Origin of the sequence: Bacillus sp. FSL K6-2861 (assembly GCF_038630725.1) — a bacterium.
Classification (GTDB): Bacteria; Bacillota; Bacilli; order Bacillales; family Bacillaceae; genus Bacillus; species Bacillus velezensis.
In genome coordinates, this window is sequence record NZ_CP152037.1 from 1,462,331 (window position 1) to 1,478,058 (window position 15,728).

Sequence of the window (15,728 nt, forward strand, 5' to 3'; positions counted from 1 at the left end):
TAAAGGGGATGAAGATTTTTATGAAAGAAGCCCGTCATATTAGAAAAAAAGTACTTTCTGACATAGAAAGCGGCATCATTTCTTTGGAAGAAGGAGTAAAGCGGATACAGCAGCTTGGTTCTCATTCCGCAGGGGGTAACGGACAGGCGATATATTATCAGACGGTCTGGCAGCGGACAGATCTCAGCATTCATGTAAAAGGCGGCCGGCGTGAGGGCAGCCTTTTATTATTTGATAAAAATGAAGATGTGAGTAAAGAACTTGCTGCATTGCATGATACAAGGGTTATTTTGGTTAAGCCGGGGAAAGAGTTTCGAAAAACCGGGGACGGTGTATTTGAAATCGACCCCCGCTCTGAAAGAGATTACATAAACCTGTTAGGATGGCTTATAGAAGAAGAGAAGTCAGATATACGGGAAGCGGTGCATTTATGGTCAGACATGCCGTTTGAAAAAACAGAGAGAGCGATTCGTGAACAATGCGACAGCGGAGTCTATTCTTTGTTTTTATTACAACAGGCGCTCTTCAAAAATAACTGCCGCAAACCGATCAAGCTGTTATATGGATATTTTTCGCATCTTTCTGGAGAACAGCCTCTTTACGCGGCGGCAAGCGGATTTTTGCGGACATTGCAGCTGGAAAATCCGTTAATCTCAGCAAAAAGCATTGAAATGGAGCAGTCAATAGCAGCTGTTCACGCAGCTGATATCATACGCAATGAGCTGAGTGATTTCCAGCCTTCAGATGTAGAGATTCGTTATAAAGACATGCAGCGTTATGTCAAACAGCTCAAAACGTATGAACCCGAAAAAAATTCCCGAAGCGGAGATGTGCCGCTGAGAGAAAATGGAGTATATATTATCGCAGGAGGCGCGGGCGGATTAGGATTTACCTTTGCAGAATATTTGGCTTTTCAAACAAAATGCTGCCTTGTTTTAACAGGTAGATCTCCGCTTTCAGATCATATAAGAAAACAGCTGAGACGATTAGAGGATGCCGGTTCGTCAGCTGTTTATGTTCAGGCTGATATTACCAATAAGGAAGAAGCCGAATATGTAGTCAAAACAGCCAAAACTTCTTATGGAAAAGTAAACGGGGTCATTCAGGGCGCGGGAATCATCCGTGACTCTTTCCTTCTTAACAAGTCACGAGAGGAATTCGATCAGGTAATCAGACCGAAAGTATTGGGTACGATGTGGCTGAATGATGCTGTTGAGAAAGAAAATCCTGACTTTTTCATTTGCTTCTCCTCTACTTCCGCAGTGTTGGGAAATGTCGGGCAATCTGATTACGCGTTCGGAAACAGTTATATGGATCATTTCATGAATATGCGTTCTGCCCGGAATTCTGATACGATTTCTCTCTCTCTGAACTGGCCGCTGTGGAAAGAAGTCGGCATGCAAGTGGATGAGCGCACGGTAGAGACAATGAAAAAGGCGGGTTTTTATCCTTTAGAAAAAGAGGAAGGTAAAGAAGCGTTTGCAGTCGCATTGTCCTCCGGTTTTTCGCAATTTACTGTATTTTACGGAGATGAGCAAATTGACAATCATGTTCAGCAATTATATGAACGAAAAGACAATATTCAGGCAGATGAAGGAACAGGGAGAAATATCGAATCATTTGATTCAGAGAAACTGAAAGCTGAAACATCTGATTTCATCATCAAAGTGATTGCTGCAGAATTCAGGATGCCTGCGGACAAAATAGATGCAGAAGAGGCATTGGAAAAATACGGACTTGATTCCGTTATGATTATCAATATGACGAATGAGCTTGAAAAACATTTCGGCGCGCTCTCAAAAACGCTGTTATTCGAATATCAGACTGCAGAAGAATTGTCACAGTATTTCGTTGAGGAGCACAGGGATACTCTTCTTCATAAACTCCGGTTAGGAGAAAACGGGAGCAGCACCCCATCTCAGAAGAAAAAAGATCATGAACAGACAGCCGAAGTTAACGGGAAACAGAAAATCCAGATGGAAAATCAGGTGCAGCAGGAGAAGTATCATGACAATGATATCGCGATTATCGGTATCAGCGGACGTTACCCGATGGCAAATGATCTTGATACTCTGTGGGAAAACTTATTGAACGGTAAAGACTGTATAACTGAGATACCTGAGGATCGGTGGGATTCGGGGCTGCACTATCAGCCCGCAGCGGGCGATGAAGTAAAAAACCAAAGCAAATGGGGGGGATTTATTGACGATGTGTATCATTTTGATCCGTTGTTCTTTAATATTTCTCCTGCCGAAGCTGAATTAATTGATCCGCAGGAGAGACTGTTTTTAGAGACGGTTTGGCACACCATAGAAGATGCGGGGTACGCAAAGAAAACGCTTGAACGAAAAAACGTCGGTGTTTTTGCAGGGGTTATGTACGGCCACTATCAGCTGTACAGCGTTGGTCACGAAGCGGCCGTTTCTTCCTCATATGCATCAATCGCCAACCGGGTATCGTACTTCTTTAATTTCAGCGGACCAAGTATTGCTTTGGACACGATGTGTTCCTCATCATTAACGGCTGTTCATTTTGCCTGTGAAAGTTTAATCAGGAATGAATGTGAAATTGCAATTGCAGGAGGCGTCAATTTATCCATTCATCCTCATAAATATGAACTCCTGACTCAAGGCGGATTTTTATCCAGTGATGGCCGGTGCAGAAGCTTCGGTTCCGGAGGAGACGGCTATGTGCCGGGAGAAGGGACAGGTGCCGTGCTGCTGAAACCTGTAAAAAAGGCTATTGCGGACGGTGATCAGATTTATTCAGTTATTAAGGCAACAGCCATCAACCACGGTGCTAAGACGAATGGATATACCGTGCCGAATCCCAAAGCTCAAAGTGAGGTCATTACGAGAGCCTTAAAAAAAGGATTTATTGATCCAAAAAGCATCAGCTATATAGAAGCTCACGGAACAGGCACCGCCTTAGGAGATCCGATTGAAATCACCGGTCTGACCAGAGCATTTTCAGATGCCGAACGCGATAAGAAAACATGCGCGATCGGGTCGATTAAATCAAATATTGGACATCTTGAGGCTGCTGCAGGCATAGCGGGCATTACGAAAGTTATTCTTCAAATGAAACATAAAACGATTGTTCCGTCACTGACTCATTCTGCTGAATTGAATGAAAATATACCGTTTCAAAAAACACCTTTTTATGTACCGGACAGTGCCGAAAAATGGGAGTCATCCGTTCCCAGGCGTGCCGGAATCAGTTCTTTCGGGGCAGGAGGAGCTAATGCCCATGTTATTTTAGAAGAATTTGCGGATGAAGCTATCTCTCCTCTCGCGGCTGAAGAACCTGAACAGCTTTTATTTGTTTTTTCTGCAAAAAATGCCGACAGGCTGGCAGAATATGCAAAACGCGCAAAAGAACATATAGCAGCCAGAGATTATCCATTAGAAACACTTAGAAATACAGCATTTACTTTACAAACCGGCAGAGAAGAAATGCCGCACAGATTGGCTGTTATCGCCTCCACAAGAGATGAATTGCTTAAAGGACTGACAGACTATACTCTCGGAAACGCGACGGATCATATTTTTACAAGCGGCAAAGACACAACAGAAGCTCAAAGGATGAATAAAGTTGAAATTGAAGAAGCAGCCGCAAACAGAGATCTTTTGAAGATTGCTGAATACTGGGTTGGCGGTAACGGGGTAGATTGGCCGTCACTTTATAAAGATGCCACTCTGAGACGGGTATCAGCACCCGGATATCCATTTGCCAAAGAGCTGTGCAGAATAGATGCGCAAAATATGGGAAGCCGCCGGATGAACGTTAATAACGATCTGCATCCTTACATTTCATGCAATATATCTGATTTTAAAGCACAGAAGTTTCTTATCAATGTAAGCGATACCGGTTTGTATATAAAAACAAAGTATCAAGACAAGGAAATGTTTCCGTTTCTCAGCCAGATTGAAATGGCGAGAGCTGCCGGAGCGATGGCTTCAGGGAATCCGATTATTAAATTAACAGAGCTCTCCTTTAGAGAACCGATGTTACAAAGCGGAAGCAATGAGCAGATCCGGATTGTATTAACCCCGGATAATCAGGGTGCATCGTATTCTATAGAAAAACAGAGCGACTCATCCATTTATTCCTCAGGGCGGCTCGAATTAGAAGGCGGGGCGTACGAGAACAGAAATATTCATCTTGAGCCGTTTCTGTCTCAGCGCGCAGACCGCATACCATACGAAGCGTTTTATCAGCGGCTTGCCGAATTCGGATACAGCTGCAGTGACAGTCTGAAAGCGGCAGAGTACTGCGTCAGCAGGAACGGACAGGTGCTTTTAAAGATAAAAGCAAAGGCCGGGCCGAAAGGGTGCATAATCAAACCGGAAGTTATTGAGAGCGTATATCAAGCCGTCATATACCTTGCGGGGGAAAATGCCGGAGAGCTCCCGGAAAACATTAAAGAATGTACGATTTTTGATCATGAGACTGAACCCGTTTATGTATATGCAGAACAAACTGGAGAAAGCGATTCGGCTTATGATGTGTATGTATTAGACAATGCCGGCGGGATTTTGATGGAACTGAGCGGGCTGGTTTTTGGCGAAAAGCCTAATAAAAATGTGCGTTTTTATGAGCATAAGTGGGATCAAAAAAAACCTCTGATTGAAATCAAAGATAGGGAGCCAAAAACAATTCTGGTCTTTGCAAAAGATGAAGCATTGGCTGGAGCTCTGAAAAATCAATCAGACAGCCGTGTCATTCTCGTCACGCCGGATCAGCGGCAGACCGATCAAAATCTGCTGACATTCTGTGTAAACCCGGAAGTGACATCAGATTACATTCGTTTATTCGAAGAATTGGATAAAAAAGGGTTTTCTCCTGATGTCATCTTGCACACGGGAGAAACATTTTACGCGGGTGACCACCTTCTCAGCGGCCTGGAATCAATTTTTTATTTATTAAAAGCCCTGAGCGCCCGCAGTGACGCCTCTCTTTATCTTCATTCTCTGCTTCTTGTTCACTCTTTTAAAGAAGGCGTGAATGATCCGTATACGGGCGCTCTTGCAGGCTGTTTAAAAACGGCGAATATGTTGGTGCCATCCGCAGAGAATGTGAAGTCAATCGGTTTTTCAGAACGTATATCAATTGAAAAAATGGCTGAATTTTGTCTTAACGAAATGGTTTCAGGCATGGAACGGCAGGCGGAAGAAGTTAAATATATAAATGACAAGAGGTTTGTTAAGACATTAAAGGAGTATGTATTCAATCATACAGAGCACTCTCATCAGCTGAAACAGGAAGGGATTTACCTCATAACGGGCGGTTTGGGCGGTCTGGGCCTGATTTTCGCAAAATATTTGGCCTCTCAATATCAAGCAAAATTAGTATTGACGGGAAGGTCACCGTTAACTGCTGATAAACGCCATAACATTGACCGGCTGCAGGCGCTTGGAGGAGATGCGGTATATTATCAAGCTGATGCCGCAGATCAAAAGACGATGGGACGGGTCATAGAAGAAACGAAACGGACTTGGGGCTCCATTCAAGGCGTTATTCATTCAGCTGGTCATGCCGATGATCGGTTATTTACAGAGATGAATCTGGATGATTTTTCAGATGGCATGACTGCTAAAATTGAAGGCACGGTATGTTTAGATGAATTAACGAAAGATGAGCCGCTTGATTTCTTTATCGTATTTTCTTCTATTTCTTCGGTCTTCGGAGATTTTGGACAGGTTAACTATGCGTTGGGCAATTATTTTCAAGATCAATATATAAATTGGAGATCCGAACAGAGCCGCCGGCAAGAGAGACAAGGCAAGAGCATTTCGATTAACTGGCCGTTGTGGCGTAAAGGCGGAATGCATTTAAACAAAGAAGCTGAAGAAGCATATCTTTCCGCATCCGGGTTTGATTATTTGGAAACGGAAGAAGGGATAGCGGCTTTTGAGACGATTTTGGCAAGTGACTGCACGCAAATTTCGGTTGTTACCGGGGATGCCGAAACGACACCAGCAAGAAAAGATCTGCCGCATCAAAAAGTAAATACGCTTCCGGTTCGTCAAGAGGAAATTTCTTATACAGCACCGGCTTATACAGACAATGTCCTGGAAGAACTGAAGCAAATGGTGTCGGAATTATTGAAAATTAACATTGAACAGCTGGATACGGCAGAGAATTTCGGCAATCTCGGCTTTGATTCTATCAGTTTGAAAACATTAGCTGTCCGACTGAATAAAAAATACAAGCTTAAGCTGACACCTGCCGTTTTCTTTACTTACAGCCATATTAAGTCTCTTTCAGAATTTCTAAACAGTGAACTGCGTACTGTTGCAAAAGGGAATACAGATGCAGAAAAAAACATTTCTGAAAAAAGGAAAGTAGTGCACGCTGGGAAAACCACCGGGAAAACCGTGAAGCCGCCGCGAAGTTTTCCGTTAAAGACAACAAGACAGGCTGACCATCATCCAGAGAAGCAGCCAGTTGCCATTATCGGGATGAGTTGTGTTTTTCCGGGATCAAAAAATGCAGATGAGTTTTGGATCAATTTAATCAATGAAAAAGATTTGATTCAGGAAATTCCCCCGGATCGCTGGGATTGGAAAAAATACGCCGAAGGCAAAGGAAGCAGCGAAGTACATTCAAAATGGGGCGGCTTTATCACAGATGCCGATAAATTCGATGAGGCGTTTTTCAATATTAATCCGCGGGAAGCAGAACTCATGGATCCTCAGCACAGAATTTATTTGCAGGAAACCTGGAAAGCGATAGAAGATGCGGGTTACAAAGCTTCAAAGCTGTCTGGCAAAAATATCGGGGTGTTTACGGGCATTCAATTTAATGATTACCGCCAGCTGCTGATGAGGCATTCGGACGGGGCGCATGCGTTTGCGGGAACCGGAAACAGCCAGGCGCTCATCAGCAATCGTGTATCCCACTATTTTAATTTCAGAGGTCCGAGTGAGTCCATTGATACAGCCTGCTCAAGCAGTCTTGTAGCAATCCACAGAGCTGTGCGCTCGATTCAAAATGGTGAAAGTGAGCTGGCGGTAGCAGGCGGGGTTTCGCTGCTTTTAGATCCAGTCACGCATATGTATACTGATAAACTCGGTATTTTGTCTAGAGGCGGCCGGTGTAAGACATTTGATAAACTTGCCGACGGTTATGTCCGCGGTGAAGGTGCAGCTGTTCTGTTATTGAAACCATTGCAAGCGGCAATGAATGACAGAGACAATATTTACGGAGTTCTGAGAGGAACCGGAGAAAATCACGGAGGAAGATCTGCTTCATTGACCGCTCCGAACCCGGAAGCTCAGGCAGAACTGTTAACGTCTGTTTACAAAAATGCCGATATTCCTGTTGAAACGATATCTTACATTGAAGCACACGGAACCGGGACAGAACTGGGAGATCCGATTGAGATTGAAGGCTTGAAAAAAGCGTTTGGATCTTTTGAGCCGCATTCAGGAAAGAATCATGATCAATATTGCGGCATCGGTTCAGTAAAAACGAATATCGGTCATTTAGAGCCCGCCTCTGGAATGCCGGGGCTGATTAAAGTATTACTATCCATGAAGTATAAAACACTGCCTGCCACACTTCATGTCAAGGAACTGAACCCTTACATTCAATTAAGCGGAACACCGTTTCATATTGTCAATAAAACTATGAAGTGGGCCAGATTAATAGATCGAAAAGGAAATGAAATTCCGCGCCGTGCCGGAGTCAGTTCCTTTGGATTCGGCGGGGCAAATGCTCATGTCATCGTGGAAGAATTTGAATACGGCCAAGATAAAGCAGTAACTGGCGAGCGGGAACAAATCATTGTTCTATCGGCCAAAACAAAGGAAAGACTGATGGTTAAAGCCAAAGAGTTAACAACGTTTTTACATGAAGAACTATCAGTTCAATTCAGTCAGCAAGAGGTGCAGGAACGTGATTTGCAAGAGGCGGTTCGGGAAGCGGCAGCGGGTATCCTGCGTTTAGATACCGCAGATATAGATGCAAAGACACCTCTTTCGGAATTCGGATTTGATCCGTTGGCTTATTCCGAATTAATCTCTTTTATAAACCAAATGTACGGGACAGAAATATCACTTGACATATTTCAGGAATTAGAGACACTGAGCGAGCTGTGCCGCTATATCAGCAGCATCCGGAATCGATCAGCTGATAAACCGCATAACGGCAATTTTAGAGAAAAGTCCGGAATCGGTCTTGAAGAAATAGCATATACGCTGCAAACCGGAAGGGAACCATTTGAATGCCGCCTTGCGATCACTTGCTCGAATACCGGAGATCTTCTTGAAAAATTAAACGGTTACATCCAGGGGAGCAGGCTGCAAGGTGTTTATGAAGGAAATGTAACGGATTTTGATAGTCTGTACGCTCCTTTATTCGGCGGCCCCGAAGGTCATGCATATGTTCAATCACTGATTCAGCAAAACAAGCCGGCCAAACTGGCTCAGTTGTGGACGATCGGTTGTGAAATCAGCTGGGAAGACTTGTATGAGGAGGAACTCAAACCGGTTAAACTGTCTCTTCCTCTTTATCCTTTCAGCAAGAACAGACATTGGATTCATTTAAATAAAGATGAAGCGCAGAAGGCTGAGGCTTTATCGAACACTGAGCTTCACAACTCAAATAAAGATACAGCAGATGGAGAAATCATGTCGCTTCTTGAAAAAGCACAAACAGGTGAGATGAATACGAAAGAGACGTCAGAGCTGATAGAGGAGTTGCTTTTCCATGAATGAAAAAACGATGCAAATTGAGCAAATCGTGAAAAAGGTGAAAGAATGCAGCCTGACGCCTGAAGAAGGGCTGGAATTAATTAAGAGCTTGGGGAAAACCCATCTATATGAAATGGTATGGGATAGATATGAATTTAAAGGCAGTAAAAAATTCCCGCATACGAAAGAGCCAATTTTATTTTTTTGCGAAGACGACAGCATGTATACCGTAATGAAGAGACAGCTTGAAGGTTATGAGGCGCCTTTCATTTACGTGACTTCCGGCGAGCGTTTCGAAGATTGCCGGAACGGTCGTTTTACAATGAACTTTGCAAAAGATGAGGATTATGATGCGTTATGCGGGGTTCTGCGTTCTCAAAATATAAGACCCCGCCATATTATTCATTTTTTAGCTGCCGGGCTCTTCAAAAATACGGAAGATGCAATGAGAAAGCAGCTCAATAAAAGTCTGTATTCCTTGTTTCAAATGTTTCAGGCCTTCATGGCGAACAAACTTTGTCCGAAAGCAGAAATTTTGTATCTGTATGAAAATGCCGAGGGTGAGGTTCAGCCGATTTATAACGCGGTTGAAAGTTTTCTTAAGACCGTACAGGCCGAAAATCCGAATTTCACATGTAAGGCTGCAGAGCTGAAATCAATGTTTGACGAGCCGTTTACAAAGCAGCATATTGCAGATGTCATCTCTTTTGAATGGAACAATCAATGTAAGACGGACCACTTTACCTGCTATGAGCCGAGGCATTATTATAAAAGGCAGCTTCAAAAAGTAAAAAAAGAAGATGGGGAGAAACATAGTTTCAGTGTAAAAAAGAACGGTGTGTATTTAATTACGGGAGGAGCCGGCGGTCTCGGGTATCTGTTTGCTGAATATCTGGCGAAACAGGCAGAAGTCAAGCTGATATTAACCGGGCGTTCCCCGGCCTCCCGTGAAACGGCGCAAAAATTAAGCGCTCTTGAAAATCTCGGCGCTGAAGCCTTATATGTCCCGGCAGATATTTCAAAGGAAAAAGAGACGGACGCTTTGATTAAGCACATTAAGCAGACATTCGGAGAATTAAACGGAATTTTGCACAGTGCCGGACTTGTTAAGGATGCATTTATCATAAAAAAAACGAAAGAAAGCATAGAAGAAGTTATAGCGCCTAAAGTATTCGGAACCGTTTGGCTGGATAAAGCAGCTGAAGAAGAGCCTCTAGATTTCTTCGTTATGTTTTCATCCCTTTCGGCCGTTCTGCCTAATGCGGGTCAAAGCGACTACGCCTTCGCTAACGGATGTATGGACGGATTCACCCAGTATCGAAGCATTAAGGGACGTCCCGGGAAAACACTTTCTATTAATTGGCCGTTATGGGATGCGGGCAATATGACAGTCGGGCCGGGAGAGCTGCAGGCTTTAAGACATGCAGGGCTGGAACTTTTATCCGCCCAAGCAGGGCTTGCCGCTTTTCAGGACAGTATGAGCCGCTCTGCTTCTCAGCTGGCTGTTATCAGCGGAGACAAAGATAGAATAAGTGAATTACTCTCAACTGACCATAAAAAGATAGAGACTGTGCCTGAAAACAACAGTAATCTGCCGCAATTACATGAAAAAGATCTGAAAAAGCAAACGGTCCGTCTTTTGACAGAGATCGTCGGAGCGGAAACGGGAAGACCGGCGGACAGTATTTTACCCGAGGATACGTTTGACCGTTACGGAATTGATTCTCTAACGATTTTAGGTCTTAACTCCCGTCTGGAAAAATATTTTGGAAGAGTGTCTAAGACTCTTTTCTTTGAATACAGCAGTGTTGAAGAGCTGTCAGAGTATTTTCTTGAACACTATCAGCATGAGTTGCAGAAGGCATTTTTACCGGCAGCCGAACAGCGAATTGATCATTCGGCGCCGGCGAAACGGGAGAAGCTTTCCGTTTCCCGCACACCATCCGCACCTTCCGAGGAAGATATTGCGATTATCGGTATAGCCGGCCGCTACCCGATGGCGAAGGATGTGGAAGAGTTTTGGGAAAATATTTCTTCCGGAAAAGATTGTATAACGGAAATACCGAAAGAGCGCTGGGATTTTCGGAAATATTATCACACAGGTGACAATGCCCGTCATGACAGCAAATGGGGAGGTTTTATAAAAGACGCTGATAAATTCGATCCGCTGTTCTTCTCAATTTCGCCCCGTGATGCCGAGTTAATTGATCCTCAGGAACGGTTATTTTTAGAGACAGCATGGCACACGTTTGAAGATGCGGGTTACACAAAGAAAAAGTTGAAACGGCATAAGACAGGTGTATTTGTCGGTGTCACCTACAGCCACTATCAGTTATTTGCAGCCGGTGCTTCAGATGATGAGGAACGTCAGGCGCTCCTGTCTTCTTATTCGTCTATCGCAAACCGGGTATCATATTTCTTTGACCTGCACGGGCCCAGCCTTGCAATTGATACAATGTGTTCTTCTTCACTTTCTGCTGTTCATTTTGCATGTGAAAGTATAAAAAGGGGAGAATCCACCCTCGCCATAGCCGGAGGCGTGAATTTATCTTTACACCCGGATAAATATACTTTACTTTCCCAAAATCATTTTGTTTCAAGCGATGGGCGCTGCAGAAGCTTTGGAGCGGGAGGAGACGGATATGTGCCGGGAGAAGGAGTCGGGGCCGTTCTTTTGAAATCGCTTTCTGCCGCGAAGGCTGACGGGGACAGGATTTACGGTGTGATTAAGGGAACATCTGTAAATCACGGAGGAAAAACAAACGGATACACTGTGCCAAATCCGGGCGAGCAGGCAAACGTCATCAGTGAAACTCTTGATAAGGCGGGGATTGATGCAGACAGCATAAGTTATATTGAAGCGCATGGCACCGGGACATCTTTGGGAGACCCGATTGAAATTTCAGGTTTAACCAAAGCTTTGCACAGCTCGAAAAGCGATTATCGTTGTGCAATTGGTTCGGTTAAGTCAAATATCGGACACCTAGAAGCTGCGGCGGGAATTGCTTCTATTACAAAAGTGCTGATGCAAATGAAGTATAAACAGCTTGCTCCTTCCCTTCATTCCGATAACTTAAATCCTAATATTGATTTTGAGGAAACACCGTTTTACGTGCAGTCTGAATTGACCGATTGGGAGACGCCGCAAAATCAAGCCAGAACGTCAGGCATCAGTTCGTTCGGCGCTGGAGGATCTAATGCCCACATTATCATCGAAGAGTATAAGAATGAAGAAAAGATGGAAACGGTACAGAGCAACAAGACGCAAATTATTCTGCTTTCTGCCAAAAATGAAGAACGGCTCAGACTCTTGATTGATGCATATATAAAAGGACTGGAGCCAAAAACGTCACTAGCCGATGCCGCGTACACCTCGCAGACCGGGAGAAACGCTATGGAAGAGCGGCTCGCTGTTGAGGCTAGCAGCATTGACGACCTTCGCAATAAGCTGACGATGTATTTGCGGTCAGATCATAAGTTAAACGGTTTATATAGGGGAAAGGCCCGCCGAGACGCTGGTCAAAAGGATGCCCTGTCAGCCGCCCGCTTTAAAAGTGCAAGAGAAATGGCCATTCACTGGGTGAACGGAGGAGACGTTCAATGGGAAGAGATGTACACTGCGGAATTACCGAAGCTTATCTCTCTTCCCGCATATCCTTTTGAACGGAACAGATATTGGGTGCCTGCCGCAAAAGCAGCACAGAAACAGAAAAAAACAGGTGTACCGCAAAGTCTGCCACACGCACCGACTGACTTATCATTTGATGTATTAAAAAAAGCGTGGAAAAAACAAAAGGCTGCGCCTTCCGCTTTTACGAAAGGACAGGTGATGATCCTGGCTAATAGTGAAAGTGAGCGGCTTGCATTCGAATTGTTTGATTCAGATCCTCTGATTGAATCCGCTGTCATTTGCGCAGATAACTGGGATCATTCGGATGGAGAAGCCAAAAAAACGGCCCTAGCAGTCATAGAAGAAAATCCGGAAATCATCGGCATGATTGACCTGTCAGATTTGCGGAGTGATCAAAACGGGGCACGCACCGGCACAATCGGGAAGCTGACACTGCTGCAGGAAATCATAAAGACACGTAAACAGCTTTTCGTTTTACATGTGACCAGAGGGCTGCAGACATTTCTGAATGACAAGCCGTCGTTAGCCGGAGCCGAAACAGCCGGACTATATAAAATGCTGAGTGCGGAGTATCAAAAGATAAAATCAAAAACAATAGATGTAGACGGTCATGTCGGGACTGCGGCGGAATTGAGACAGGTAATCACAGATGAAGCTTGCGCTGACGGGCTGTATAGTGAAATCTGCTACCGGAACGGTGAACGTTATATTCCATACGTCGAGAAATTACATGCAGCGGAAATAAACCGGAAACTATCCGGTCTGCCAGTATGCCGTACGGATCAAACCCTGGTTATTACAGGGGGAACAAGAGGGATCGGAGCAGAACTTGCCAGACATTATGCCGGCAAGGGAGTCAAAAAACTTGTGTTGATGGGAGTTACCGACCTTCCGGAATCTGATAAAATAGCCGGCATGTTAAAAGACACCGATGAAAAGTCACCTCTTTATTCGAAATTACAACTGCTGCATGAGTTGGATCAAAAGGGAGTTCAAGTGGAAGTGTATTCCGGACCGCTCACGGAAAAAGAAAAATTACAACGCTTCTTTTCAGAGGTGAGACTGAAGTTCGGCAAAATCGGCGGGGTGATTCATTGCGCTGGTGCAGCCAATCATTCGAATCCGGCTTTTATTCATAAATCTGATAAAGAAATAAGAGAAGTATTTGAGCCAAAGGTGCAGGGGATGCGGGTACTCCATGACATTTTTATTGATGACAAACTTGATTTCTTCATTTTGTTTTCATCTGTTGCGAGCGCCTTTCCTTTATTAGGCGCCGGAACAAGTGACTATGCCGCAGCGAACGCTTTTATGGATTACTTTGCGGCGTATCAGCATGCAGCCGGCAGAACGTATTATCAATCAATTAACTGGCCGAGCTGGAAGGACATTGGGATGGGCGAGGTGACAAGTCCATCATATCAGGCACTTGGTTTACTTTCACATTCAACAGAAACAGGTATTGCCATGCTGGATGAAATGATGACGATAAACGGATACCCATGCCTTATACCGGCAAAGACACATCCGGAGAAATTCATGCTGCAGCAGCTGCTTCAGACAAGAATTCAAGCTGTTATAAATAACCCGGATGCTGAAGAAAAAGAGATCTCTGGTCAGGGAGACAATGAAGCTATGATCAGGAAGTTAATGGAGATTTTTTCCGCGGAGCTGAAAATACCTTATGAGAATTTAGATCAGGATACGTCTTTTGCGGATTACGGAGTTGATTCAATCTTACTGGTTCAGCTTGTCAAAAAAGCGGAAGATGCATTTCAAATAAAAATTGAACCATCAGCTTTTCTGGAGTATCCGAGTTTTTCACAACTGGGCGTCTATTTAAACGAATTATTTGCAAGTGAGGGGATCAGTCCTCAAATTGATTCAGAAAACATTGAGGTTCGGAAAAAAGAGCAACATATAAATCAAAATGCTTCCGAAGTACGGGACAGCGGATCTCAAATACAACAAACCAGTCTGAACCAAATCGCTATTATCGGAATGGGCTGTGAGTTTCCGGATGCTCCGGACACAGAAACGTTCTGGAGAAATTTGAAGAAAGGACAAAATAGTGTCCGCGAAGTCCCGGCGTCGCGATGGGATATTTCTTCATACTACTCTGACACCTATGAAAAGGGAAAAAGTATCAGTAAGTGGGGCGGATTTCTTCAAGATATTGAGTCTTTCGATCCCGCGTTTTTTAATATGAACAAAAGTGAGGCATCAGAGCTTGATCCGTTAATCAAAAAATGCCTTGAGGTCAGCGTCCAGACATTGAGAGACGGCGGCTATACAAAAGAAGAAGTATCAAACAAAGAAGTCGGCGTCTTCATCGGTTCGCGGACCGGGACGTTTATGTCCAAAATAGGTTCCCCTTCAAAAAATACGATCGTGGGTATAGGACAAAATTTCATAGGCGCGCATATCTCACACTTTTTTAATCTGAAAGGACCGAATCTGGTTGTAGACACGGCTTGTTCTTCTTCATTGGTCAGCGTCCATCTCGCTTGTCAAAGCCTGATGTCAAAAGAGTCAGATATGGCGATTGCGGGCGGAGTTGACATTTTGCTGGATCAAAAGCCTTACGTCATGCTGAGTGAGGCTCGGGCGCTTTCACCTGAAGGAAAATGTCATACATTTGATGAGAAGGCAGATGGATTTGTACCGGGAGAGGGATGCGGCGCAGTCCTTTTGAAAAGACTTGATGACGCCCTTGCCGAAGGTGACAGAATTTACGCGGTAATTGACTCATCCGCGGTTAATAATGACGGACAGACAATGGGAATGACAACACCTAATCCGAAAGCGCAAAGCGCAGTGATAAAAAAAGCCCTGAAAAAAGGCGGAATTGATGCAGATACTCTCAGTTATGTCGAGACGCATGGCACCGGCACGATGATAGGAGATCCGATTGAATTAAAAGCGCTGACTGAAGTGTTCCGGGAGGTTACGGAAGAAACGCAATTTTGCGGAGTAGGCAGCGTAAAAACGAATTTCGGACATTTAATGAGCGCAGCGGGGATAGCGAGTATTATAAAGGTTGCCTTATCCATAAAAAATCAGATGCTCCCGCCGACATTACATTGTAAAACGCCAAATCCGCGTTTTAAATTTGATCAATCGCCATTCTTTCCGAACACGTCTTTAAAAGAATGGCGTCCCAGAAAAGGGGTTTTGAGAGCCGGAATCAGTTCTTTTGGATTCGGGGGCACGAACGCACATATGATATTGAGCGACAGCCATCTCACATTAGGATATGGAGAGACAAAAAGACACCCGCTTTCTCCGGTTATATTCAATAAGGAGCAATGCTGGATTGACAATGGAGAAACTCCAGAAAAGGAAGAGTCAGAATTGCTGATTCCTTTACTTGATTTCAAAGAATTATAAAGAAAAGA

At 44.2% G+C, this 15,728-nt stretch carries 2 protein-coding genes; both read left to right on the forward strand.

Annotated features, from left to right (window positions below):
* Nucleotides 1-20: 20 nt before the first annotated feature.
* Entirely contained in the window at nt 21-8,723 is an 8,703-nt protein-coding gene (locus NYE62_RS07400; RefSeq protein WP_342497335.1) for a type I polyketide synthase, read from the forward strand.
* Entirely contained in the window at nt 8,716-15,720 is a 7,005-nt protein-coding gene (locus NYE62_RS07405) for an SDR family NAD(P)-dependent oxidoreductase (protein WP_342497336.1), read from the forward strand. The genes NYE62_RS07400 and NYE62_RS07405 overlap by 8 nt, the downstream gene beginning before the upstream one ends.
* Nucleotides 15,721-15,728: the final 8 nt, after the last annotated feature.